Raw genomic sequence first — 23,205 nt, forward strand, 5'->3', positions numbered from 1 at the left:
GGCTTTCCCGAGAGGAAGGCGGCAGACACCAAGGCCGCCGGTACAACGGCCAGCGCGATTCCGCCCGAACGGCGAGCCGCCGCTGCCCCAACTGGAGCCGACCATGCAGAGCAGTGCCGAAGTCTCGACGACCATGCCGTCACGCCCGTTCATCCCGCTGCACGCGGTCCAGCCGGCCGATCAGCCCAAGCGCGCCGCAGCCCGCTGTTCGACGTGCGCATTGCGTACCGTCTGCATGCCATCCGATCTTTCGCCTGACGATTTCGCGCGCGTCGACGCGATGATCTGCACGACGCGCCACGTCAAGCGCGGCGAAACGCTGTTCCGCGCGGGCGACGCGTTCAACAGCATCTATGCGGTGCGAACCGGGTCGTTCAAGACCATCGTGATGCATCGCGACGGCAACGAACAGATCACCGGCTTCCAGCTCGTCGGCGAGTCGCTCGGGCTCGATGGCGTGCACACCGGGCACCACAACGGCGACGCGATCGCGCTCGAGGACAGCACGGTCTGCATCATTCCGTTCGGCCAGCTCGAGCAGATGTGCCGCGAAGTGCGGCCGATGCAGCATCACGTGTATCAGATGATGGGCGGCGAGATCGTGCGCGAATCGTCGCAGATGCTGCTGCTCGGCACGATGACCGCCGAACAGCGCGTGGCCGCGTTCCTGTTGAATCTGTCCGCGCGCTTCAAGGCGCGCGGCTATTCGGCCGCGGAATTCGTCCTGCGGATGACGCGTGACGAGATCGGCGAATATCTCGGGATGAAGCTCGAAACCGTCAGCCGCATGCTGTCGAAGTTCCAGCACAAGGGGCTCGTCGCGGCGCAGGGCAAGCAGATCCGGATCGTCGATCTGGAAGGCCTTCGGCAAATCTGATCGCGCCGCCTGGCTCCGTCGAGCCGATCAACCACGCATGCCCAGCACGGCGGCGCCCGACACGCGCCCGCTGCGCAAGTCGTCCAGTGCGCGGTTGGCATCGGTCAGCGCATAGCGAACGGCCTCGACCTGCAGCGGCATCGCGTCCGCGATCCGCATGAATTCGACTGCATCAGCACGCGTCAGGTTGGCCACCGACGCGATGCGGCGCTCACCCCACAGCCACGCGTACGGAAAGGCCGGGATGTCGCTCATGTGAATGCCGCCGCATACGACGATCCCGCCCTTGTCGACCGCCCGCAGTGCGGCCGGCACCAGCGCACCGACCGGCGCGAAGATCAGCGCGGCATCGAGTGGCTCGGGCGGCGCTTCGTCGCTGCCGCCGGCCCACGCGGCGCCCAGCGATAGCGCGAGCTGCTGCGCCACGGTGTCGCCGGGCTTCGTCAACGCAAACACCTTGCGTCCTTCGCGATGCGCGACCTGCGCGACGAGATGGGCCGCGGCGCCGAAGCCGTAGATTCCGACGCGGCGAGCGTCGCCCGCCATGCGCAAGGTTCGATAACCGATCAGCCCGGCGCACAGTAGCGGAGCGGCTTCGAGGTCGGAATAGCGCCGCGGCAGATGCACGCAATACCGATGGTCGGCGACGGTGCACTCGGCATAGCCGCCGTCGATCGTATAGCCGGTGAAGCCCGGGCTGTCGCACAGGTTTTCGCGGCCCGATGTGCAATACGCGCAATGCCCGCAGGTCGAGCCGAGCCACGGTACGCCCACCCGGTCGCCGACGGAGAAACCGCTCACGCCTTCGCCGAGCATGCGCACCGTTCCGACGATTTCGTGCCCGGGAATCAGCGGCAGCTTCGGATGCGCGAGTTCGCCGTCGACGACGTGCAGATCGGTTCGGCAGACGCCGCACGCATGGACGTCGATCAGGAGCTGGCCGGCAGCGGGCGACGGATCCGACATGCGCGCTTCGCGCAAATGCGGTGTCGTGCCGTCAAACATCATCGCGAGCATGCTCGCCTCCCCACCGCGCGATCGTGTTCACGCGCTTCGTGTTTCAAGGCTACTCGTCGCGCATCGTGCGTGCACGGCCCGGTGACGGGCGGTTGATGTGGGTCAACGGCCGGCGGGCGGTGCGACGCTACGGACGAAGCCGGGTGCCACGGTCGGCAACGACGGCCCGTAGCGCGCGCCGGCACGCTTCGATGCGCTTCCGAAGCGGCGCGCCGTGCAGGAACCCGTCAATGGCCCCTTGTCAGGGATTCCTGGCAGAGCTTCTGCCGCTGCTGTCACGTATCTGCCACCGTCGACCGGTAGCGTTCGAGGCTGCTCTCGCTTTCGACAGACGAATCCGCCATGCAGCGCACCTCGCGCGCCACGCCCCACGTTTATGCGGCCACCTCCCGCGCCCTCGCCGCCAGTCTCGCGATCAACCTGCTGCTGCTCGCGGCCGAAGCGGTCGCGGCGTGGTCCGCGCATTCGTCCGGGCTGCTCGCGGACGTCGCGCATGCGGCGATCGATCTTGCGGCCGACGCGCTGATCCTCGTCGCGTGCCGGCTCGACGTGCGGCTGCCGCCCGAGCGGCGCCCGACCTACGAGCCGCTCGCGCTGGCAGGACTCGGCGCGCTGCTCGTCGCCACAGGCGTGCAGATGATCTGGCACGCGGCCGACCGGTTCGATGCGCCGCCGGTCGTGCAGCCCGGCGCGCTGACGCTCGCGCTCGTCGTCGTCACGCTGATCGGCAAGGCCGCGCTGTCGCGCTGGATGCTGCGCAAGGCGCGCGAAACCGGCTCGGCGCTGCTCGAGGCGAGCGGCTGGCATGTGCGCACCGACGCGCTGTCCGCGTTGCTGGCGGCGCTGGCGATGTGCGCCGCGTGGGTCGGCCTCGGCCGTCTCGACGATCTCGCCGCGCTTGCGATCGGCGCGATCGTGATTCGGACGGGCGCCGGGTTCATCCGGCGCGGTGGCGCGCAATGGCCGGCATTGGCGGCGTGGGCGAACCGTTCGACGCGCGGGTCGTGAGAGGTTCGTCGTCTCTTCCCGCGCGATGAGCTGAAGCATTCGGAACCCGCCATCGAAGGCGTACGAAACGCGTGCGAGGCGGTGCGCTGGGCGGCCGTCAGTGCACACGATCTCGGTGCGCGCACCGGCGCGATCGCCGTGGCCGGCGACAGCGCGGGCGGCACCTGGCCGCGGTCGCCGCGCTGCAGTTGCGCGGCTCGGGCATCGCGATCGCGCACCAGCTGCTGCTGTATCCGGTCGTCCACTGCGCGAGCGAGCATCCGTCCTACGAATCGCTCGGCGTTGCATTGATCCGTGAGTTTCCGCCTGACAGGCTATCGTTTGTTTTTCTGAAATACAGTCTCGGGTTTGTATTTTGACGATACATACCATAGACTGTATTTTTCGATTACAAGCGATCGCCTGTCATTTCGCGGAGAGCCCATGGCATTCCCTGTCCAGACCTTGAGCCAGTTGCGCCCGATCCTCGTCGGCTTCCGGAAGTCGGCGGGGTTCACGCAGGCGCAGCTCGCCGCCCGCCTCGGCGTCACGCAACAGTCGTACGCGCAGCTCGAAGCCAATCCGTCCGCGGTCAGCATCGAACGTTTTTTCAAGGTGCTGAACGTGCTCGGGGTGCGCCTGACGCTGGATCCGGGCACGCCGGACGACGTGGCGACGCCGGACGTCGCCGTGCCCGCGCTAAAGCGTGCTGCGGCCGTGCGCGGTCGCAAGTCAGACTCGGCCGCCTCATCCGATACCCCAGTCCGCCCGCCGGCCGCCGCGAAGGCCCCGTCCGCCGCCGCGCGGAAACGGCCTGCCGCCGCGACATCCGGCAAGCCCCGCAACCCCAAGCGGGAGGACTGGTGACGATGGCCCGCCGCCCCCGCCACGACCGCCTCGACCTGTGGATGAACGGCATCCCGGTCGGATACTGGGAAGTCCGGCGCGGCGTCGAGCGCCTCGTCTACCTGCCGGCGTGGATCGACGATCCGCAGGGGCGGCCGCTGTCGCTGTCGCTGCCGTTCACGCCCGGCAACCAGCCGCATCAAGGCGCGATCGTTGCCGATTACTTCGACAATCTGCTGCCGGACAGCCAGCCGATCCGCCGCCGCATCGCGCAGCGCTACCGGCTCGGCTCGACGGCGCCGTTCGAACTGCTCGCGTCGATCGGGCGCGATTGCGTCGGTGCGCTGCAGCTGCTGCCGCCCGACGAGACGCCGGTCGACCTGCAGGCCATCGACGGCACCGCGCTCGACGACGCAGCCGTCGCCGACGTGCTGCGCCACGCGACCGCCGCGCCGCTGCCCGGCCACGCGGAACCGGACGGCGAATTGCGTCTGTCGATCGCCGGCGCGCAGGAAAAGACCGCGCTGCTGCGCCACGGCAACCGCTGGCTGCTGCCGGCGGGCAGCACGCCGACCACCCATATCTTCAAGCTGCCGCTGGGGCGCGTCGGGAACATGCAGGCCGACATGCGCACGTCGGTCGAGAACGAATGGCTGTGCTCGAAGATCGTCGCCGCATATGGGCTGCCGGTGGCCGCGTGCGACATCGGCCGGTTCGACGACCAGAAGGCGCTGATCGTCGAGCGCTTCGACCGCCGCCCGTCCCGCGACGGCACGTGGATCCTGCGGCTGCCGCAGGAGGACATGTGCCAGGCGACCGGCACGCCGTCGGGCGCGAAATACGAATCCGACGGCGGCCCGGGCATCGCGACGATCATGGGCATCCTCGCGAATTCCGCCGAGGCCGCGCAGGACCGGAACAACTTCTTCGTCACGCAGCTCGTGTTCTGGGTACTCGCGGCCATCGACGGCCACGCGAAGAATTTCAGCATCGCGCACCTGCCGGGCAACACGTATCGGAGCACGCCGCTGTACGACGTGCTGTCCGCGCATCCGATCATCGGCACGCGACGCAACCAGCTGTCGCCGCGACGCGCACGGCTGGCCATGGCCGTGTGCGGGAAGAATCGCCATTACGTGATCGCCGACATCCAGCCGCGCCACTGGATCGCGCAAGGCGCGCGTGTCGGTCTGACCGAAGACGAGGTCCGCGCGGCAATGGCCGACGTGGCCGCCCGCACCGAACCGGCGATCGCCGACGTCGCGTCGCGCATTCCCGTGAACTTCCCGGCAGACGTGGCCGATGCGATCTTCGACGGGATGCGCCGCCAGGCGCGCAAGCTCGGCGCGGCCGACTAGGCGGTGCGGGCGCGGCTGCGCTACGTTGGCAGGTCGTCCACCTGGACGACGCGGAGCCGAACCGCGTGTCGGCGGTGGGCGCTTGAGGTCGCGCCGCGGCTGACCCCGCGATCGCGGCTACCGACGCGCCACTCTGCCGTTCAGCCACTCTGCCGTTCAGCCGTTCAGCCGTTCAGCCCGCGTCGCGGGCGCGGGCCAGCGCCGCGAGGTTCCCTTCCCCGAATCCGTGGTGCCCTTGCCGCTGCACGATCTCGAAGAAAATCTCGCCGGGCCGGCGCTTGACGAAGGTCTGGAAGAACAGCCGCGGCACGCCATCGCTGCCGATTTCGCCGTCGACCAGCACTGCGCGGCGGCGCAGCGCATCGAGATCGACGCCGTGCCCCGGCAGCCGCGCATCGACTTCGTCGTAATAGCGCGACGGCGGCTCGATGAATTCGACGCCGTTCGCGCGCAGCGCATCGACGCTCGCCAGGATGTCGTCGGTCGACAGCGCAACGTGCTGGACGCCTTCGCCGGGATGGTCCGGCAGATACGCGTGCATCAGCTCGGTGCGCCGCGTGCCTTCCTCGTACACCGGAATCCGCACCGCGCCGCACGGCGACACCATCACGCGCGACTCTTCCGACACATGCCAGTGCGCATCGATTTCATGGATTTCGCGGAAGTGCAGCAGGTCATGGTAGAAGTCGAGCCATTCGCGCATGCGCCCCGCGCCGACCGTCTGCGTGAAGTGGTCGACTTGCTTCAGGCCCGTGCCCACGCAATCGTGATCGGTATGGGCGGTCGCGATGTCGATCGGCCGGAAATCGATGTCGAAAATCGAGATGTCGCCGACGCCGCCGCGCTGGCCGTCCCGCCCACGCCAGCGGTCGACGAAATAAAGGTGCGAATCGCCGATGCCCTGGATCGCGGGGATCTTCAGCTCGCCGACTCCGATCCGCTCGCCCTCGAACGCCCACGCGCCCAGTTCGATCGCCCGCTCGAACGCGCGCCGCGCGCTCGCCACGCGCAGCCCGATCGCGCAGACGCCCATCCCGTATTCCTCCGCATAGCGCGCCGCGAACGATTCGGGCTCGGCGTTGATCAGGAACTGCATCTGCCCTTGCCGGTACAGCGTGACGTTCTTGCTCACATGGCGCGCGATCGCCTTGAACCCGAGCTGCTCGAAGCGTTGCGCGAGCGCGTCCGGCACCGGCGCCGCGAACTCGACGAATTCGAGCCCGGCCATCCCGAGCGGATTGGCGGCCGGATCCGCGACGGGCGGCGTATCGCTGGACAGGGGGTGGGAATTGCCGGGCATTACAGTCTCCGGGGGCGGTCGATGGGGATGACGCCCGGCGCGCGCGGCACGCCCGGCCGATGCGAGGGCCGGACATCCGCCCGATCCGGGCGAGGTTTTAATGGTCCAGATTTTAACCAGTTCGTTCACGGCGGCACACCCTGGCCGAACGGGATATCGGTGCCTCGCCTAGTGCAAACCCGAAAAGCGTTCGATAATCGCACAGAATAGAACGATAATCGCGCACTTTGGCCGATCGGCTAATTGCCGTGACGGCGCGCGCACCCTATTCTCCGCTCACCCTATCGACTTAATGCAGCATCGGACGCGGCGCCGCCACGATTCCACGATGCGCCGTGCCAGGAGACTTCGCATGACACCTACCTTCGATACCCTCGACGCCGCCGCCGGCGCCCGCGCGCGCAGCCAGGCCCGCAAGGCCGCGATCGGCAGCTTTGTCGGCGCCGTCGTCGACTGGTACGACTTCCTGCTGTACGGGATCGTCGCCGCGCTCGTATTTAATTCCGAATTCTTCCCGAAGATCAGCCCGACCATGGGCACGCTCGCGGCGTTCGCGACCTTCGGCGTCGGCTTCCTGTTCCGTCCGCTCGGCGGGGTCGTGTTCGGCCATTTCGGCGACCGGCTCGGCCGCAAGCGGATGCTCGTGTTGACCGTGATGCTGATGGGGCTGTCGACCGTCGCGATCGGCCTGCTGCCGGGTTTCGCGACGATCGGCTGGTGGGCGCCCGTGCTGCTGGTGCTGATGCGTGCGATCCAGGGCTTCGCGGTGGGCGGCGAATGGGGCGGCGCGGCGCTGATGGCCGTCGAGAGCGCGCCGAAGCAGAAGAAGGCGTTCTACAGCAGCGGCGTGCAGGTCGGCTACGGCGTCGGGCTCGTGCTGGCGACGGGGATCGTGTCGATCCTGAGCCATACGCTCGGCGAGGCCGCGTTCAAGTCGTGGGGCTGGCGCCTGCCGTTCGTGTTCAGCATCGTGCTGGTGCTGATCGGGCTGTGGGTCCGCAAGAGCATGGACGAGTCGCAGGAGTTCGTCGAGAAGGTCGAGCACGGCAACCGCAAGCTGCGCCTGCCGGTGCTCGAAGCGCTGACGCGCCATCCGAAGGCGTTCCTGCTGATCGTCGCGCTGCGGCTCGCCGAGCTGTTCACGATGTATATCGTCACGGCATTCGCGCTCAGCTATTCGACGTCGAACCTGGGCCTGTCGCGCGACCTGTTCCTGAACATCGGCCTGCTGGTCGGCGCGGTGAGCTGCGTGACGATCCCGTGCTTCGCCTGGCTCGCCGACCGCTTCGGCCTGCGTCGCATCTACCTGATCGGCGCGGTGATCGGCCTCGTGTCGGCGGTGCCGTTCTTCGTCGCGCTGGAGTCGCGCTCGATCGCGTGGATCGTCGTGTTCTCGATCCTATTGGCCAATGCGGCGCACGACATGGTCGTGAGCGTCCAGCAGCCGCTCTTCACCGAGCTGTTCGGCGCGGAATACCGCTACAGCGGCGCGGGCGTCGGTTATCAGTTCGCGAGTGTGGTCGGCGGTGGGTTCACGCCGTTCATCGCAGTGGCGCTGGTCAGCATGGCCGGCGGTTCGTGGCACTTCGTCGCCGCATATCTCGCGGTGGGCTGCCTGATCTCGCTGGTGGTCGCCGCGCGGATGCGGGCGGCGCAGTGACGCAATGACTACGTGGCCGGCCCGCTACGCGGCCGGCCATTTCGCACCCCGGCAGTCGGGCGCAATCCGCGCCCGCCCAACGTCAAACACGGTCAATCCCGCACGCAGAAGCCCCTTTTCGCCGCTGAACATTCCACGCCGCGTGCCGACCAATGGCATCATATGGGCCTACGTCAGTCACCGATACGCCCCCATATCATGTCGAATCTCATCGTCCACGGCGGCACTCCGCTGCGCGGGGACATTCAGCCATCCGCGAACAAGAACGCCGTCCTGCCGATTCTGTGCGCGAGCCTGTTGACCGATCAGCCGCTGCGCCTCGTCGGCGTGCCGGACATCACCGACGTGCGCAAGATCCTCGACATCTTCCGCACGCTCGGCAGCGACGTGTCGGTCGATTTCACGACGGGCATCCTCGAGCTCCACCATCGCAACACGACGTTCGACCCCGCCGTTCACCGCCTGCCCGAGGCGATGCGCTCGTCGATCATGCTGATTCCGCCGCTGCTCGCGCGCTTCGGCGTCGCGCGCCTCGAGAACGACGTGAAAGGCTGCACGCTCGGCGTGCGCGAGATCGATCCACACGTCGAGGTGTTCGAGCGCTTCGGCGCGCATATCGAGCGCACGCCCGATTCGCTGATCGTCCGTGCCGACGGCCCGCTGACGGCCAACCATCACTGGTTCGACTACGCATCGGTCACCACCACCGAAAACTTCGCGCTGTGCGCGACTGCAGCCAGCGGCACGTCGACGCTGATGAACGCGGCGTCCGAGCCGCACGTGCAGGAGTTCTGCCAGTTCCTCGCGATGATCGGCGTTTCGATCGAGGGCATCGGCACGTCGCGTCTGTGCGTGACGGGCGGCGGCAAACTCGGCGGCGGCGAATTCCGCTTCGCCGAGGATTTCCACGAAATCGCGACATTCCTCGCGCTCGGCGCGATCACGGGCGGCGACATCACCGTGCGCAACTCGTCGCCGGAGCATTTCCCGCTGATCGACCGCACGTTCGCGAAGTTCGGCGTGACCGTCACGCACCGCGACGGCTGGTCCCGCGCGGAACGCGACGGCCCGCTGCGCGTGCGCCGGCCGTTCACGCAGAACATCCTGACCAAGGTCGAAGCCGCGCCGTGGCCGTACGTGCCGGTCGACCTGCTGCCGATCTTCATCGCGCTCGGCGTGCGCGCGGAAGGCAGCGCGATGTTCTGGAACAAGGTCTACGACGGCGCGCTCGGCTGGTCCGGCGAACTGTCGAAGTTCGGCGCGCACGTGCTGCTGTCGGATCCGCACCGGCTCATTACGTTCGGCGGGCTGCAGCTCACGCCGGCGCGCGTCGAGAGCCCGTACATCATCCGCGTCGCGATCGCGCTGCTGATGGTGGCCGCGAGCATCGAAGGCCGCTCGGAAATCATGAACGCGCTGCCGATCCGCCGCGCGCACCCGCACTTCGTCGAAAACCTGCGTTCGGTCGGTGCGAACGTCGAGTGGACGAGTAGCGAGTAACACCCTGACGGTACGGCGCGCGTCATGCGAGCGCCGTACCGCATCCCGCATTCGGTCGCAGGCACCGCCGGCCGCCCCTCCCGCGTTACTCGCCGCCCCCGCAGGCGGCGTCGCCGGCGCCCATGTGGTCGAACCCGTAGAGCATCACGGCCGTCGTGCCGCGCGCGGGGTTGCTCGGGCGCTTCGCCAGGCTTTCATCGAGCGGGCTCGACGGATACTGGATGCTCGTGTCCATCAGGTTGTCCGGCTGCGTCCGCAACTCTGCTTCGGTCAGCTTGCGCCCCTCGGCACGCGGCAGCCCGAACGCGTTCCGCACGTCCACTTCGTTCCACGTCCCCTTCAGCGTGACGGTGACCATTTGCAGGTCGCCATGCTCCCAGTCCAGGTCGACCTTCGTCGCGAGCGGATGCACGCTGGTCGCGAGCCGGTCGGGAAACGCAGGGCCTTCGTAGTACACCTTCGTGTTCTTGCACGCGTCGCCGGTGTTCCGGTACTTCTTCAGCGTGCAATTGAAGCGCCTGTCACGGTAGCCGAACGCCGTTTCGACGTAGCAGCCGAATTTCGGCGACGTCATGCGCGGCCATGCACGTACGTCGACGGTTGGCTTTGGGAGTGTCGCGCCGGTCGACGGATTCGCCGCAAGCAGCGGCATGGTCGCGACGAGCACGGCCAAAGCGGATTCGCGAATTTTCATTGTTCTGTTCCAGTCGGGCTGGCGATTCTAGCGCGGCTTTGCAAGCATGTACGCGCGACCCATATGGCGCAGCGCATGAAACGGCGCGCGAATCTGTTGTTGTCGACGTTCATTTCCCCGCGCTCCGGCCGCGAGTCCAGCATCCAATCATGCAAGGCTCGATCCCCGTGCGCCCGGCGGCGCGCCCGCAGCCGGTTCGATTTGCGCGATAATCGCCCATTCCTGCGCGAACACCGCGCACGCACACGTCGCTGCCCACGATGAAAAAAACCGACCTCGACCGACGCGACTGGATCGCCGGCCTCGAAAAAGGCCTGGCAATCCTGGAAGCGTTCGACAGCCAGCACGCGCGGATGACGCCCACCCAGGCCGCCGCCCGCACCGGCCTTACGCGCACGGCCGCGCGGCGCTACCTGCTGACGCTCGAGTCGCTCGGCTACGTGTACACCGACGGCAAGCTGTACGGCCTCACGCCGCGCGTGCTGCGGGTCGGCTGGTCGTACTTCGATTCGGCGCGGCTGCCGCGCACGGTCCAGCCCTATCTGCAGCAACTGAGCGCGACGCTGAACGAATCGGCGTACGTGAGCGTGCTCGATGGCTGGGAACTCGTGTTCATCGCGCGCAACGGCGTGTCGCGCGTGATGACGACCGGCTTCGTGCTCGGCGCACGCGTGCCGGCGCCGCTGACGTCACCCGGTGTCGTGCTGCTCGCGCATCATCCGGATCGGGAGGCCGTCCGCGCGTGGCTCGCCGACGCCGAACTCGCGCCGTTCACGCCGCACACGATCACCAACAAGGCACGACTGCTCGAACAGGTCGACCACGCGCGCGACGCGGGCTTTGCGGTCATCGAGCAGCAATTGCAGGTCGGCGTGCGCGGCATCGCGGTGCCGTTGAAGAACCGTCACGGCGAAGTCGTCGCCGCGCTGAGCACGAACATGCCGATCGGCACGGAATCGACGGATGCGGCCGTGCGGCGCGTGCTGCCGCATCTGCAGGAAGCCGCACTCGCGATGCTCAACGTGCTGTAGGGATTCGGGGCAAGCGAGCCCGCCGTACGTTCGCCCTGACGGTCACCCGATCCGCCACCAGCGCGGCAGCAGATCGCGCACCTCCCGCCGCCGGTAACGATCGTCGATCAGGTGCACGACGCCCTCGTCGTGCTCGGTGCGGATCACGCGCCCGGCCGCCTGCACGACCTTCTGCAAGCCCGGATACAGATACATGTAGTCGTAGCCGTTGCCGAACCGCGCCTCCATCGCGCGCCGCATCTGTTCGTTGACGTCGTTGACCTGCGGGAGCCCGAGCGTCGCGATGAACGCACCGATCAGCCGCTCGCCGACGAGATCCACGCCTTCCGAGAACGCACCGCCCAGCACCGCGAAGCCGACACCGCGCCCGCCCGCGTCGAAGCGAGCGAGAAATGCGTCGCGCTCGCTTTCGGCCATGCCGGGCGCCTGGGCCCATACGGGCACGTCCGGATGGCGCGTCTGCATCAGCGCGACGACGCGACCGAGATAGTCGAAGCTGCTGAGAAAACCGAGGTAGTTGCCGGGCCGCGTCGCATACTGCGCGGCGATCAGGTCCGCGATCGGCTCGAGCGAACGGTCGCGGTCGCGCCATCGGGTCGACACATGGCTCGCGACGCGCACGGTCAGTTGCTCGGCGCGAAACGGCCCGTCGACGTCGAGCCAGCCCGTGTCGGCCGGCAGCCCGAGCGTGTCGCGATAGAAATGAAACGGACTCAGCGTGCCGGAAAACAGCACCGTCGCGCGCGCGGCTTCGTAGCGCGGCGCGAGAAAGGCGGCCGGAATCACGTTGCGCACGCACAGCGTCGACTGGATGCGGCGCTGGCGCCCGGCCGGCGCGACGCCGTCGAGCCCCGACTGGCGCGGCAGCGGCTCGCCGTGCAGCGTCGCGTCGAAGATCGACGCGCTGTCGAACGCATCGGCGAGCACGCCGAACTGGATCGCCTCGAAATGAAACCGCAGCAGCGCGTCGTCGTTCGCGCGCGGCGCATCGGTCAGGTGTTCGCCGATCGCCGCGACGAGGTTCTGCACGGCCGACACGATCGGGCCCGGAATCTCCGGATAGGCCGCATAGCGCTCGGCCTGTGCGCGATTGACGGTGCCCCACGCGCGCGCGAGCCGGTCGAACGCCTTGCGCAGCGCCGCCGGCGCCGCCTCGCGCGCGGCCGCGAACGCGAACGGGTCGAGCGACGCGCTGTACATCCTGCGGGCGCGATCGAGCAGGTTGTGCGCCTCGTCGACGAGCACGCCGACACGCCACTGGTTCTGCTGCGCGAGCGTGTGCAGCATCGCGCTGCCGTCGTAGTAGTAGTTGTAGTCGCCGATCACCATGTCCGACCAGCGCGCCAGCTCCTGCGACAGGTAATACGGACAGACGTCGTGCGCGAGTGCAGCCTCGCGCACGGTGGCGCGATCGAGCAGCCCGGCGCCGATCGCCGCGTCGCGCGCGGCTGGCAGCCGATCGTAGAAGCCTTGCGCGAGCGGACACGATTCGCCGTGACACGCGCGGTCCGGATGCTCGCATGCCTTGTCGCGCGCGACGAGCTCCAGCACGCGCAGCGGCAGCGCCGGCGTACCGGCGCCGAGCGTCGTCGCCGCCTCCAGGGCGAGCGCGCGGCCGGGCGTCTTCGCGGTCAGGAAGAACACGTGATCGAGCTCGCCCTCCCCGCACGCCTTCAGCAGCGGGAAGACCGTGCCGAGCGTCTTGCCGATGCCGGTCGGCGCCTGCGCCATCAGGCAGTGTTCGTCGCGCGCGGCCCGATAGACGGACACCGCCAGCTCGCGCTGACCGCTGCGGAATTGCCCGTGCGGAAACGCCAGCGCACGCAGCGCCGTATCGCGGGCCGCGCGATGCGCGGTCTCGCGCTCGGCCCAGCCGACGAAGCACGCGCACTGCTCGGCAAAGAACGCGGCGAGCACGTCGGCGCTCAGCGTTTCCGTCAGCACGGTCTCGCGCTCGGACACGATGTCGAAATACACGAGCGCGACGTTGATTTCCGCGAGGCCGCGTGCGTCGCACATCAGGTGCGCATAGACCTTCGCCTGCGCCCAGTGCAGCGCGCGGTGATTGGCCGGCATCGCATCGAGGCTGCCGCGGTAGGTCTTGATCTCCTCGAGCCGGTTCGCGACCGGATCGTAACCGTCCGCGCGTCCGCGCACGGTCAGCGTGCCCCACGTGCCGGTCAGCGCGATCTCGGTTTCGTAGCGCGCGCCGCGCTTCGACGTGACGGCGCCGTGACCGGCGATGCCTTCGAGCGCGGTCGGTGCGGGCGTGAAGCGCAGGTCGAGGTCGCCGCGTCGCGCGGTGAACTCGCACATGGCCCGCACGGCGACGACATAGCTCATGCGGACAGCCCCGCCGCCTCGGCCTGCGTGACGTCGGCGCCCGCCCATTCGACATCGACGACACGCACCGGAATCCCGTGCGCGACGCAGTACGCGAGCCAGCGCGTCTGGTTGTCCTGCAGGCGGTCGCCGGGGCCCTTCACCTCGATCAGCTCGTAGCGCCGCTCGCCGGGCCAGAACCGCACGAGGTCGGGCAGCCCCGAACGGTTGCTGCGGATGTCCGCGAGCAGGCGCGTGAACCACAGCCGCAGGTGCTCGGGCGGCAGGCAGGCCAGCGCGTCGTCGAGCAGCTCGTCGGTCAGCACGCCCCAGAACACGAACGGCGATTGCAGCCCCGCTTTCGTCGCATGGTGCCGGCGGATCGTGTCGCGGTACGCGCCCGAGTCGAGCTGCGCGAAACAGGCGGCGAACGCGTCCGTGCGGCGCACCGCGAAATCGGGCGCGTGCAGGTCGGCCGGGCCGCGCTGGAACGGGTGAAAGAATGCGCCGGGCACGGCCGCGAACACGGGCTCCCAGCACAGCAGCCCGAACAGCGAATTGATCAGCGTGTTTTCGACGTAATGCACCGGTGCGTGGGGCTGCGCAAGATGGTCGCGCACCGCGAATTCGACGCTGATGAACGCTTCCGGACGTGCAAGCACGAGCGTTTCGCGCGGCACGTCGTGCGCGCGGCCCGCGCGTTCGACCCGCTGCCCGAGACGCCGCTGCAGGCGCGGCAGCATCCGCTCGACGCGCTGACGTTCCTCGTCGCTTTCGAAACCGCCGCGCGCGTCGAGTGCCAGCGCGAGTGCGTCGTCATCGCGTCCGCAGCGCTCGAGCACGCGAATGCGCCGATGCCGGCTGCCGGACCACGCGCTGCGCGCATACGCGTCGAGCGCGGCGTCCCAGTCGGCGCGCCGCTCGCACGCTTGCCCGAGCGAGAACAGCAGCTTCGAGCGGCGGGTCGCGAGCCACGGCTGCGCGCAGCCGATCGCGTCGATCGCGTGCAGCAGGTCGTCGAAGGGGTGGTTCTCCGGCCAGGCGTCGAGGGCTTCGCGGCAGGTCTGCAGCGCGAGATACGCATCGACGTCGGCGCGCTGCTGGAACGCGCGCGACGACGGCGCAAACGGCACGCTTTCGTACTGGAACACGCCGAGATCGGCAAGCACGAATTCGCTCCAGTCCTGATGGAGATTGCCGAAGAACATCAGCCGCAGCCGGTCGCACAGCGCGCCGATCGTCACGCGCAGCACGCAATCGTCGGCCTGCGCGCACCACGCGTCGAGCGGCTGCGCGACGTCGTGCACGAGCCGCAGCCGTTCGAGCCAGTCGGGCTTGCGCTCGCCCGCGTGCGCGGCGAGCGACGGGAACGTCTTCAGCAGATCGGCCTTGGTCGACAGCGCGAACAGCTCGTCGAGCGTGAGCGCGGGCGCCGGATCGATCCAGCCGAGTGCGACGAGCGGCGCGGCTGCGTCGAGCGTGCTGCCGATTTCGTCGTACACGAGCTTGCTCGCCCGGAAGTCGGAGCCGGTGCGCATCAGCATCCGCACGAGCAACGCGCGCGACGCTTTCGGCAGTTGCGCGAACTGCCGCAGAAACGCGTGTTCGTGCGCGTCGAGGAGGTCGTCGTAACGCTCGCCGAGCCAGGCCAGCGCGCGTTCGAAATTGGTCAGGTAGTAAAACGCCGGAGGCGTCGGCGATGCAGGCGTCACGGGGATCGATCACTGTACGTTTGTACAGGTACCAATCATATCAAATGTGACGACAAATGCCGCACGCCGATGCGCCGCCCGGCCCTCTGGCCGACGCCCATCCGGTCAGAACTGGTAATTCACCGACATGTCGAACACGCCATTCGTGGACTGCTGCGTGATCGGGCTGCGCCTTGCGCGGCCGACGAGCTGCTCGATCGCGCCGTCCACCGTGACGAACCAGTGCTTGTTGACGAACCAGACCATCGTCACGCCGGCGCCGAACGACTTCATCCCCGCACCCGGCGAATAGGTCCGCAGCCCCGAACGCGCGGACGCCCCCTGATTCACGCCGAACCAGCCGTTCATGTAGCGTGAATCGGCGAACGACACGGTCGGGCCGGCGAACCAGAAGAAGTGCTCGTTGCTGCCCGGCATCGGCATGTACGCGGAGAAATCGCCGACCCAGCCGTTCGAGCCGCCGATGCTGCGCCGGACATCCGCGCGCAGCACGAGCGGGAATTCCTTCGAGATCACGTAATCGGCCGCGAGCTTCATCACCGGCGCCGCGTTGATGTTGTCGAGCCCGTTCAGGTGGTCGAGATCGTCGGCCGAGCGGCGCCCGAGGTCATAGCCGACCGACAGGCTCACGCGCCAGTTGGGCCCGCGCAGCACGTTCGCGCCGAGCCCGTCGCCCGTCGACAGGAAGAACAGGTCGCGATAGCGCACGTCGAAATTCGGGCCGCCCATCACGCGGTAGCGGTCGGAACCCGCGTAGCGCGGCTGCAGCGTCATCGCCGCGCCCACGCTGACCTGCCATGTGGGAACGGTCGGATTGAACAGTTTCTGCAGCGGCACCCCCGCCGAGTATTGCCATTCGCCGAGCGGCGATGGTGTCTGGGCCGACGCGTCGCGGGCGCCGGCGGCCGCGAGCGCGGCGAAGGCCGCCAGGCCGGACACGAACCGGCGGGTGGCGGGTGACAACAACGGGCGAGCAACGGTCATCAAGGCGGTCTCCGTCGGTTGCGCGAAACGAACCTGCAGGAAAGCGCGTCGCGCTTGTCCAGCTGCCAGGGCAGGCAACTGACAGCGCGAACGTAGCGTGCGCTGAATTAACGAACATCCTACGCGAGCCGCCGCGAACCCGCAAAGCGCCCGTTGAGCACGGGCACTTTGCCGGGTTCCGGCACGAGCAGGCGGATGGTTGCGGAATCAGAAACGCTCGACGTGGTAGTCGCCGGCGAGCGCGGCCGGGCTGCGCTTGGACATCATGCGCGAGAACCCATCGGCGAGCCGCCCGAGCGCGAGCTGCTTCTGGCTCGCGTCCCAGTGCGTGTAGGTGTCGTAGGCGGAATCGTCGAACGACACGGTGACGGCGACCGGGCGGCCGCTGGCGCGAAACCCGATATGCAGCACGCCGCCCGGCAACTCCTCGATGTGATAACGCAACGAGCGCGACTCGAAATAGCGGCCCAGCACCTGGGCGATCGCGCGCTTGTCCGGCGATTGCACGTGAATGTCCATGATGGTCCTCCTTTCAGTAATCGCGCGGCCGGCCGCGTTACGCTGCGTCCGTCCGGCATCCGCATCGGTGGCGGCTGCGACGGCGGATCGCCATGCGGCGGCCCGAGGGGCACGGGCGGATCGACCGGATCGTCGTGCTCGGGCCGCGTCGGGTCGGGATCGACGTCGGGTGTCGGTTCGGGACGGTGCAGCATGGATGGCGTGTTCATGTCACTCCTGCGCGGCGGCTCGCGCGTGTCGATTGGCGCGGCGACCGTACGCAAGCAGCGTGCCCGCACATCGTCGCCGACACGCGCAGCGTCATCCGGCGTAAGCTGCAATCACCAGCGACACGATGCGCCCTTCGGCGGCGAGCTTCACCGCCAGCGTGAACGGATCGCACGCCGCGCATCGTGCAACCAGCATCCCGCCGCCCCGCGCTCGCCGCCCCCCGTGGACGGTGGTTCAACCAGCAGCGAGCGGCCGATGTGGCTACCACTCCGGCCGGCTCAATGAGCCGCGAGCGTCATGCCGCCCCACCCCGCACGGGTACGGCGCTTGCGCTTTTCATTACGTGTAAGGAGGTTCGATCATGATCGCTCATGCCCCCGGCCGCCGCGATGCCGTGTCCCCGGCTGCCGGCCTAGTCTCGCTCGCCGCGTCGCGCAAGCCGTCCAATGACAAGACGGAGAAGCGCATCGACGAAGGGCTCGAGGAGAGTTTCCCGGCCAGCGATCCGCCCGCCGTCGGCGGCGCGACCCGTATCGACCCCGCGAAGCCGTCCGGCCCGCGCGAACGTCGCGCGCCCGACGCCCCACCACCGCCCCGCGATCACGGCTGACGGCGGCACCCCGGCCCGCCCTGCGCGACAGCGTAGCCCGGCGCCGGCAGAACCGGAGTGAAGTGATGAACCGCATCGAACGTGCATGGAACGAAGTCAGCGGCGCCGCGGGCGTCGCGGCACTGGCCGCGATCGAGAGCGCAGTGGTGCTCGCCATCGTCGTGATGACGGGGGTCGGCCACTGATCATCGGTTGCGCGCCGGCCGCGGCCATCGTCGTGGAAGATGTACAAGCTGGCTGGCAAATTTCTCCGTGGCCCGGGCGCGCTGCCCGCACGGGTGCCGATTGAACGCGGCACGCGTTCTGCTTCCGGTTCGTCTCGCTCACGAAGGAGGCGTTCATGTATCGCGTCAACGAGATCATGTCGCGCGACGTAGTGTGCGTCGCGCCGACCGACACGATTCGCCATGCAGCCCAATTGATGCAGCGCTTCGACATCGGCGTGCTGCCGGTCTGCGACGGCAACGAACTCGTCGCGGTCGTGACGGACCGCGACCTCGCGGTGCGGGCACTGTCGCACGGGCATTCGCCCGACACGCCCGTGAAGGCCGTCGCCTCCGGGCCCGTGCAGTGGTGTGTCGAGGACGACGGTGTCGGCGATGTCCAGCAACGGATGGCCGACCTGCAACTGCACCGGATGCCGGTGCTCGATGCGAAGCACCAGATCGTCGGCATCGTGTCGCTGGGCGACATCGCGACGCGCGCGGGCGGCCCGGCCCGCGACGAGCTGGCGAACACGCTCGAGGACGTATCCCTGCCGCGCCGCCGCTAACGCGGCCGGCCCTTCCCTGCGCGGCTGCGAGCCACTGCGCCGCGCCGCTTCGACCAGGAGAAAAGCGATGACAACGGACAGACCTTCGCCCACGCATGCGCGCATCGTCGGCGACAGCGGCCGTTCGGCCGGGGGGCCGGGGCCGGACGTGATGGCCGCCGGCACGCTGGAAGGCGATCACGTCCTGACGATCGACGGCGACGACATCGGCAAGGTCACGAACATCATGCTCGATGTCCACTCCGGGCGGATCGCCTACGCGGTCGTGTCGTCGGGCGGCTTTCTCGGGATCGGTGGCAAGCTGCTGGCGGTGCCGTGGAATGTGCTGACGCTCGATGCCGAGCGGCACTGCTTCGTGCTGGCCGTGTCGACCGAGCGCGTGCGCGAAGCCCCCGGCTTCGACAAGGACCACTGGCCGACGATGGCCGATTCGATCTGGGCCGAGGCGCTGCACACGTACTACGGTGCGTCGCCGTACTGGCTGATCGAGGAAGGCGAAACGCCGCTCGACGCGCCGCCTTACGAGGCGTCGCCGGGCGGCCCGGAAAGCGGAACGCGGCACTGAGCGACGCGCTACGGGTAGGCCGCGCGGATCAGTGCGCGGCCGCGATCGAATTCTCGAGCTGGCGCGCGGCGTTCAGGTGCGCCTTCAGCGTCGGCAGCGAGCCGGCCGCGAACGCGCGAATCTGCGGGTCGCGCCCGTTGCGCGCTTCGGCTTCGTACAGCTTGATCGCCGCCTCGTGCGCGTTCGGCCCCACCAGCGCGACATAACTCTTGTCGAATGCGTGGCCGTTCTTGGTTCGCAGCGCCGTCACCTCCGGATCGACGACCATGCGCGCCTGCACGGGCACGCCCTTTTGCGCGCCGAGGCGCCGCAGCTGGGTGGCCATGTGGTCGTGATCGTCGATCATCCGCCGCGCGAAGGCCTTCACGTGCGGATTCGACGACCGATCAAGCGCGAGTTCGCTCGCTTGTGATGCCGTCTTGCCGATGATGCCGGCCTTGTCGACGAATTCGGCATCGATGCCGCTCGGCCGCCGCGTCATCTCCGCTTCGTCGGGAGTCTCGCCCGGACGAACGACGCCCGGCGCGACATGAATGGACGATGCCGGCGGCGCCTGCGCATGCACCGGCGTCAATGCCGGCGGGCCGAGTACCGCGAGCATCGCCGATACCAGCATGCACGCGGTGACGGCAAGCACGACGCCTCGGTGTGGGTTACTGTCGTTCACGTTCATCCGGACCTCCGGATTCGTCGACGGATCGGGCTCGCCGAACGCGGGGCCCATCCGTCATGCGGGACGAAGCGCGGAAATGAAGAAATCGGTCCACGCACCGTCGCTCGATGCACCCTCGATGCGCTCAGTGGCGCCGCCCGGTGCCGCCCGTCGCGTCGGCGGGCGATACGTCGACGATCACGCTGGCCAGCGTCGGAACGTCGACCGGCTTGCACAGATACGCGTCGAAGCCGGCGGCCATCACGCGGCTGCGGTCCGCCGTGCCCGCATGCGCGGTCACCGCGACGACGGGCAGGCGCCCGCCGCCGTCCGGCAAATCGCGAATGTGGTCGAGCAGCCAGAAGCCGTCGCCGTCCGGCATCGCGAGATCGGACAGCACGACGCTCGGGTGCTGCTGCGCGACCACGTCAAGCGCGTCGTGTCCCGATTGCGCGGTCGACACCTCGGCGCCCAGCGTTTCGAGCGCGGCCGCGAGGCTGGCGCGCGATGTCGCGTCGTCGTCGACCACCAGCACGCGCCGGCCGTCGAGCGCGACCGCTGTGGACGCCCCGCTCGGCCGTACCGGATGGCCGGTCGTCGTATCGTCGGCACCCAGATCCGCCGGCAGCATGACGGTCACGGTCGTGCCACGCCCCGCGCCTTCGCTGGCCGCCGCGACCTCGCCGCCGTGCAGCCGCGCGATGTTGCGCACGATCGACAAGCCGAGCCCTAAACCGCGTTTCGGCAACGCGGGTGCGCCTTCCGGCCGGCTGAACGTATCGAACAGATGCGGCAGGCGTTCCGCGGAAATACCTTGCCCCGTATCGGCGACCGACAGCCGCACGCGCGCGCCGGCCGGGTTCAACGACACCTTGATGCGCCCGCCCGGCGGCGTGAACTTGATCGCATTCGACAACAGGTTCGACAGCAACTGGCGCAAGCGCTCGGCGTCCGCGGCAATCACGCAGCTGGGCATCGCGCACTCGGTCGACAGCTCGAGGCCGTTCGCCTGCGCGGTCTCGCCGATTTCGCGCACGGCCTCCTGCACAATGCGCACGAGATCGACCGGCGTGCGTTCGAGCCGCACCCGGCCCGTCGCGAGCGATGACGCGTCGAGCAAGTCGCCGACCATCCGCGACAGCGAGCGCGCGCTGCGATCGATCGCGTCGATCGCCTGATGCGCGAAGCCCTGCCCCTCGCCGCTGCGCAGCACCTCGACCCAGCCGTAGATCACGTTCAGCGGCGTGCGCAGTTCATGCGATACGGTGGCCAGCAGCTCGTCCTTCATCCGGTTCGACTCGTCGGCCTGCACGCGCGCGTCGCGCGCGCCGCGCAACATGCGCAGATCGCGCTGCTCGCAGCGGCGGCGTTCGCGCGCCTCGCGCAGCGTCATCGACAAGCCGGTGCAATTGCCTTGCGCGTCGACGATCGGCGACGCCGTGAAGGTCGCGCGAAAGCGGCTACCGTCGCGGCGCAGGCACAGGATGTCGAGCGGGCCGGCCGGCGCGCCCGCGTCCGCGAACGATGCGGGAACCGGATGCAACCGCAGCCAGCGCGGCGCGATCAGCATCGTGACGTCGTGCCCGATCGCCGCCACCGCGTCGATGCCGAAGAGGCGCCGTGCGGCCGGGTTCCAGCTCGTGATGCGCCGCGCGACATCGACGCCGACGATCGCGTCGGGCGATGCATCGACCACGCGGCGCAGTACTGTGTCGTCGACCGAGCGCGCCAGGGTTCCAGGTTCAGGTTCGCGGCGCGGCGAGCGCGCGCCGTCCTCTTCCGCATCCTCGGCGCCGCGCAGGCGGTCATTGGCGAGCAGCGGCTTGACGGCCATCACGAGCACGCACTCGACGAAGCTGATCGCGACGAAAGCGCCGGCCTGCGAGAGGAGATCGGGCAGCGGCGCATTGCGCCACCACAAGACGCCGATCACGGCGAGGCTCACCGCGCTCGCGGCCACGCCGCCGGCAAACGACGTCAGCCAGGCTGCAGCCGCGACACCGGCGTAGAAAGGCAGCGGCGCGAACGGTTCGTGCATGCCGATGACGTGAATCGCCCACGCCTGCAGCACAGCCGCCACCCCGACGGCCAGCACGACCCATATGCCCTGCCGAAACAGCTCACGGGTAAAGGTCCTCATCGTTTCCCTGCATCGCACCGGCAACCGTCGCTCGACGGCATGCTGACTCGGCGGTCGGCATCCGTCACGCGTGCCGGGCGAGCTACTTGGCGCAGCAACACGCATGCCCGATTGCGACGTTTCGCGTCACCACCGCGTAATCCGCGTGAGGCCCGGCTGCCTTGGCGCTCGGCCATTTGCCGCGTTTGCTTATAACGGACGCGCGCTTGCACGTGCCTTTCGCTTTTTCATTCAGCAGGTGTAAAAAGGCACCAATGGCGTGCGCGAGTCCACATACCGGCATCGCGATGCTGCAATCGCCTATTTCTTCCGGTATCGCGCCGGACATTGGAAATTTCTATGTCGGGGCACCTTTTGGGTTGTTCCGCTGTCGATGATAAATATTGCAACGAGGAAAACGGGCGATGCCGATTTTCAAAACGGCTCGCTGACGCCTATGGCTGAAACCGCAAACCGTCCGAAGCAACGCGCCGATGCACGCCAGCTGTCCGGCCGCTCCGCGGTGATGCGCACGTTGCTCGACCGTATCGAGAAAATCGCGCCGACCCGCGCGAGCGTGATGATTGCCGGCGAAAGCGGGGTCGGCAAGGACATCGTCGCGCGGCGGCTGCACGACCTGAGCGCGCGCCGAGACGGGCCGTTCGTGCCCGTCAACTGCGGCGCGATTCCGGCCGACATCGCCGAAGCGCAATTGTTCGGCCATGAGAAAGGGAGTTTCACCGGTGCGATCGCGCAGCGCGAGGGGTTCTTCGAAGCCGCGTGCGGCGGCACGCTGCTCCTCGACGAAATCGCGGAAATGCCTGCGGCGCTGCAGGTGAAACTGCTCCGGGCGCTCGAATCGAACACGATCGTGCGGGTCGGCGGCACCGAGTCGATTCCGCTCGACGTGCGCATCGTGTCGGCCACCCGCCACAATCCGGCCGATGCCGTACGGGACGGCCGGCTGCGCGAGGATCTGTTCTACCGGCTCGCCGCGTTTGCGCTGTATGTGCCTCCGCTGCGCCAGCGCAACGGCGACGTCGAAACGATCGCACACGAGTTCGTCGACGCCCTCAACGAGCGGCACCGCTCGCACAAGCAGCTGACCGATGCCGCGATCGCCGCGCTGCGCGCGTATTCATGGCCCGGCAACGTGCGCGAGCTGCACAACACGATCGAGCGCGCGTACATCCTCGCCGACGACGGCATCGACGTCGCGCTGCCGAAGCCGACGCTGCTGCCCGACCAAACGTCGGACGACGCAATGGCGCTGCCGCTCGGCGCGACCCTCCACTATGCGCAGCAACGGTTCATTGCGGCCACGCTGGACCACTTCGACGGCAACAAGCCGCAAGCGGCGAAAGCGCTCGGCATCAGCCTGAAGACGCTCTACAACCGGCTTGCGCTGATGCGCGACGGCGGGCCCGCCTGAGCGTCGCCGCGCGGCGGCTCGACCTGCGTCACCCGGCG

20 protein-coding genes and 1 pseudogene are annotated in these 23,205 nt (G+C 68.5%); 12 read left to right on the top strand and 9 right to left on the bottom strand.

The window, feature by feature from the left end; translation table 11 throughout:
* The first annotated feature begins 103 nt into the window (after positions 1–103).
* A complete protein-coding gene (gene fnr / locus SB771_RS14955; RefSeq protein WP_175659244.1) occupies positions 104–877 on the top strand; it encodes a fumarate/nitrate reduction transcriptional regulator Fnr in 774 nt (257 codons plus the stop codon).
* Between the two features lie 27 nt (positions 878–904).
* On the opposite strand, the gene SB771_RS14960 is transcribed toward fnr, so the two are convergent.
* Positions 905–1,894, bottom strand: a complete 990-nt coding sequence (locus SB771_RS14960) for a zinc-dependent alcohol dehydrogenase family protein (RefSeq protein WP_175659245.1) — start codon at positions 1,892–1,894, stop codon at positions 905–907.
* A 342-nt stretch (positions 1,895–2,236) separates the two neighbouring features.
* On the opposite strand from SB771_RS14960, the gene SB771_RS14965 reads away from it, so the two are divergent.
* The 4 genes and pseudogenes from SB771_RS14965 to SB771_RS14980 all read left to right on the top strand — a co-directional run bounded on the left by SB771_RS14965 (position 2,237) and on the right by SB771_RS14980 (position 5,085).
* The gene (locus tag SB771_RS14965; RefSeq protein ID WP_175659246.1) at positions 2,237–2,902 is read left to right on the top strand and encodes a cation diffusion facilitator family transporter; all 666 of its coding nucleotides are present in this window, start codon (positions 2,237–2,239) and stop codon (positions 2,900–2,902) included.
* A 66-nt stretch (positions 2,903–2,968) separates the two neighbouring features.
* Positions 2,969–3,183 (top strand): annotated as a pseudogene (locus SB771_RS14970) (alpha/beta hydrolase fold domain-containing protein); the annotation flags it as partial.
* A gap of 142 nt (positions 3,184–3,325) precedes the next feature.
* Positions 3,326–3,748 carry a helix-turn-helix domain-containing protein gene (locus SB771_RS14975; RefSeq protein ID WP_175659247.1) on the top strand — a complete coding sequence of 141 codons (423 nt, stop codon included), beginning with the start codon at positions 3,326–3,328 and terminating at the stop codon, positions 3,746–3,748.
* A gap of 2 nt (positions 3,749–3,750) precedes the next feature.
* Entirely contained in the window at positions 3,751–5,085 is a 1,335-nt protein-coding gene (locus tag SB771_RS14980) for a type II toxin-antitoxin system HipA family toxin (RefSeq protein ID WP_175659248.1), read from the top strand.
* A 172-nt stretch (positions 5,086–5,257) separates the two neighbouring features.
* Here SB771_RS14980 and SB771_RS14985 read toward each other — a convergent pair whose 3' ends face one another.
* Entirely contained in the window at positions 5,258–6,385 is a 1,128-nt protein-coding gene (locus tag SB771_RS14985) for a 4-hydroxyphenylpyruvate dioxygenase family protein (protein ID WP_175659249.1), read from the bottom strand.
* A gap of 352 nt (positions 6,386–6,737) precedes the next feature.
* On the opposite strand from SB771_RS14985, the gene shiA reads away from it, so the two are divergent.
* Positions 6,738–8,045: a shikimate transporter gene (gene shiA, locus SB771_RS14990; protein ID WP_011658812.1), complete on the top strand. Its 1,308-nt coding sequence runs from the start codon at positions 6,738–6,740 to the stop codon at positions 8,043–8,045.
* A 198-nt stretch (positions 8,046–8,243) separates the two neighbouring features.
* Complete coding sequence (locus tag SB771_RS14995; protein ID WP_041491461.1) at positions 8,244–9,545, top strand: UDP-N-acetylglucosamine 1-carboxyvinyltransferase; 1,302 nt, start codon at positions 8,244–8,246, stop codon at positions 9,543–9,545.
* Positions 9,546–9,630: 85 nt separating this feature from the next.
* On the opposite strand, the gene SB771_RS15000 is transcribed toward SB771_RS14995, so the two are convergent.
* Positions 9,631–10,239, bottom strand: coding sequence for a hypothetical protein (locus SB771_RS15000; RefSeq protein ID WP_175659250.1), 609 nt, complete (start codon positions 10,237–10,239; stop codon positions 9,631–9,633).
* A 260-nt stretch (positions 10,240–10,499) separates the two neighbouring features.
* Here SB771_RS15000 and SB771_RS15005 point away from each other — a divergent pair, with 260 nt between their 5' ends.
* Positions 10,500–11,270 (top strand): IclR family transcriptional regulator C-terminal domain-containing protein, encoded by a 771-nt coding sequence (locus SB771_RS15005; protein ID WP_175659251.1) that lies wholly within the window; start codon positions 10,500–10,502, stop codon positions 11,268–11,270.
* Between the two features lie 42 nt (positions 11,271–11,312).
* On the opposite strand, the gene SB771_RS15010 is transcribed toward SB771_RS15005, so the two are convergent.
* From SB771_RS15010 to SB771_RS15025, 4 genes are all read right to left on the bottom strand, one after another.
* Positions 11,313–13,613, bottom strand: a complete 2,301-nt coding sequence (locus SB771_RS15010; RefSeq protein ID WP_175659252.1) for an ATP-dependent DNA helicase — start codon at positions 13,611–13,613, stop codon at positions 11,313–11,315.
* A complete protein-coding gene (locus tag SB771_RS15015) occupies positions 13,610–15,304 on the bottom strand; it encodes a VRR-NUC domain-containing protein (protein ID WP_175659253.1) in 1,695 nt (564 codons plus the stop codon). Before SB771_RS15015 ends, SB771_RS15010 begins: the two co-directional genes overlap by 4 nt.
* 105 nt (positions 15,305–15,409) lie before the next feature.
* Entirely contained in the window at positions 15,410–16,288 is an 879-nt protein-coding gene (locus tag SB771_RS15020; protein ID WP_175659254.1) for a MipA/OmpV family protein, read from the bottom strand.
* A 207-nt stretch (positions 16,289–16,495) separates the two neighbouring features.
* The gene (locus SB771_RS15025) at positions 16,496–16,807 is read right to left on the bottom strand and encodes a hypothetical protein (RefSeq protein WP_006750981.1); all 312 of its coding nucleotides are present in this window, start codon (positions 16,805–16,807) and stop codon (positions 16,496–16,498) included.
* Between the two features lie 571 nt (positions 16,808–17,378).
* Here SB771_RS15025 and SB771_RS15030 point away from each other — a divergent pair.
* From SB771_RS15030 to SB771_RS15040, 3 genes are all read left to right on the top strand, one after another.
* Complete coding sequence (locus SB771_RS15030; RefSeq protein ID WP_011658805.1) at positions 17,379–17,627, top strand: hypothetical protein; 249 nt, start codon at positions 17,379–17,381, stop codon at positions 17,625–17,627.
* Between the two features lie 340 nt (positions 17,628–17,967).
* Positions 17,968–18,399, top strand: coding sequence for a CBS domain-containing protein (locus SB771_RS15035; protein WP_006750985.1), 432 nt, complete (start codon positions 17,968–17,970; stop codon positions 18,397–18,399).
* A gap of 67 nt (positions 18,400–18,466) precedes the next feature.
* Positions 18,467–18,964 carry a PRC-barrel domain-containing protein gene (locus SB771_RS15040; protein WP_175659255.1) on the top strand — a complete coding sequence of 166 codons (498 nt, stop codon included), beginning with the start codon at positions 18,467–18,469 and terminating at the stop codon, positions 18,962–18,964.
* Positions 18,965–18,992: 28 nt separating this feature from the next.
* Here the strand turns inward: SB771_RS15040 and SB771_RS15045 are convergent, their stop codons facing one another.
* Positions 18,993–19,637, bottom strand: coding sequence for a DUF4142 domain-containing protein (locus tag SB771_RS15045; protein WP_175659256.1), 645 nt, complete (start codon positions 19,635–19,637; stop codon positions 18,993–18,995).
* A 124-nt stretch (positions 19,638–19,761) separates the two neighbouring features.
* Positions 19,762–21,756 carry an ATP-binding protein gene (locus SB771_RS15050; RefSeq protein WP_175705246.1) on the bottom strand — a complete coding sequence of 665 codons (1,995 nt, stop codon included), beginning with the start codon at positions 21,754–21,756 and terminating at the stop codon, positions 19,762–19,764.
* A 373-nt stretch (positions 21,757–22,129) separates the two neighbouring features.
* Here SB771_RS15050 and SB771_RS15055 point away from each other — a divergent pair, with 373 nt between their 5' ends.
* Positions 22,130–23,167, top strand: a complete 1,038-nt coding sequence (locus tag SB771_RS15055) for a sigma-54 interaction domain-containing protein (protein ID WP_011658799.1) — start codon at positions 22,130–22,132, stop codon at positions 23,165–23,167.
* The last annotated feature ends 38 nt before the right edge of the window (positions 23,168–23,205 follow it).

It is taken from the genome of Burkholderia sp. SIMBA_051, assembly GCF_046534915.1.
GTDB lineage: Bacteria > Pseudomonadota > Gammaproteobacteria > Burkholderiales > Burkholderiaceae > Burkholderia > Burkholderia ambifaria.

What these genes read in the sequence shown, in the direction of transcription:
- SB771_RS14985 (WP_175659249.1), bottom strand. Translation starts at nt 6,385, where the DNA reads ATGCCCGGCAATTCCCACCCCCTGTCCAGCGATACGCCGCCCGTCGCG.
- shiA (WP_011658812.1), top strand. Translation starts at nt 6,738, where the DNA reads ATGACACCTACCTTCGATACCCTCGACGCCGCCGCCGGCGCCCGCGCG.
- SB771_RS15030 (WP_011658805.1), top strand. Translation starts at nt 17,379, where the DNA reads ATGATCGCTCATGCCCCCGGCCGCCGCGATGCCGTGTCCCCGGCTGCC.
- SB771_RS15010 (WP_175659252.1), bottom strand. Translation starts at nt 13,613, where the DNA reads ATGAGCTATGTCGTCGCCGTGCGGGCCATGTGCGAGTTCACCGCGCGA.
- SB771_RS15025 (WP_006750981.1), bottom strand. Translation starts at nt 16,807, where the DNA reads ATGGACATTCACGTGCAATCGCCGGACAAGCGCGCGATCGCCCAGGTG.
- SB771_RS14980 (WP_175659248.1), top strand. Translation starts at nt 3,751, where the DNA reads ATGGCCCGCCGCCCCCGCCACGACCGCCTCGACCTGTGGATGAACGGC.
- SB771_RS15040 (WP_175659255.1), top strand. Translation starts at nt 18,467, where the DNA reads ATGACAACGGACAGACCTTCGCCCACGCATGCGCGCATCGTCGGCGAC.
- SB771_RS15050 (WP_175705246.1), bottom strand. Translation starts at nt 21,756, where the DNA reads ATGAGGACCTTTACCCGTGAGCTGTTTCGGCAGGGCATATGGGTCGTG.
- SB771_RS15035 (WP_006750985.1), top strand. Translation starts at nt 17,968, where the DNA reads ATGTATCGCGTCAACGAGATCATGTCGCGCGACGTAGTGTGCGTCGCG.
- SB771_RS14995 (WP_041491461.1), top strand. Translation starts at nt 8,244, where the DNA reads ATGTCGAATCTCATCGTCCACGGCGGCACTCCGCTGCGCGGGGACATT.
- SB771_RS15000 (WP_175659250.1), bottom strand. Translation starts at nt 10,239, where the DNA reads ATGAAAATTCGCGAATCCGCTTTGGCCGTGCTCGTCGCGACCATGCCG.
- SB771_RS15020 (WP_175659254.1), bottom strand. Translation starts at nt 16,288, where the DNA reads ATGACCGTTGCTCGCCCGTTGTTGTCACCCGCCACCCGCCGGTTCGTG.
- SB771_RS14960 (WP_175659245.1), bottom strand. Translation starts at nt 1,894, where the DNA reads ATGCTCGCGATGATGTTTGACGGCACGACACCGCATTTGCGCGAAGCG.
- fnr (WP_175659244.1), top strand. Translation starts at nt 104, where the DNA reads ATGCAGAGCAGTGCCGAAGTCTCGACGACCATGCCGTCACGCCCGTTC.
- SB771_RS15055 (WP_011658799.1), top strand. Translation starts at nt 22,130, where the DNA reads ATGATAAATATTGCAACGAGGAAAACGGGCGATGCCGATTTTCAAAAC.
- SB771_RS14965 (WP_175659246.1), top strand. Translation starts at nt 2,237, where the DNA reads ATGCAGCGCACCTCGCGCGCCACGCCCCACGTTTATGCGGCCACCTCC.
- SB771_RS15005 (WP_175659251.1), top strand. Translation starts at nt 10,500, where the DNA reads ATGAAAAAAACCGACCTCGACCGACGCGACTGGATCGCCGGCCTCGAA.
- SB771_RS14975 (WP_175659247.1), top strand. Translation starts at nt 3,326, where the DNA reads ATGGCATTCCCTGTCCAGACCTTGAGCCAGTTGCGCCCGATCCTCGTC.
- SB771_RS15045 (WP_175659256.1), bottom strand. Translation starts at nt 19,637, where the DNA reads ATGAACGTGAACGACAGTAACCCACACCGAGGCGTCGTGCTTGCCGTC.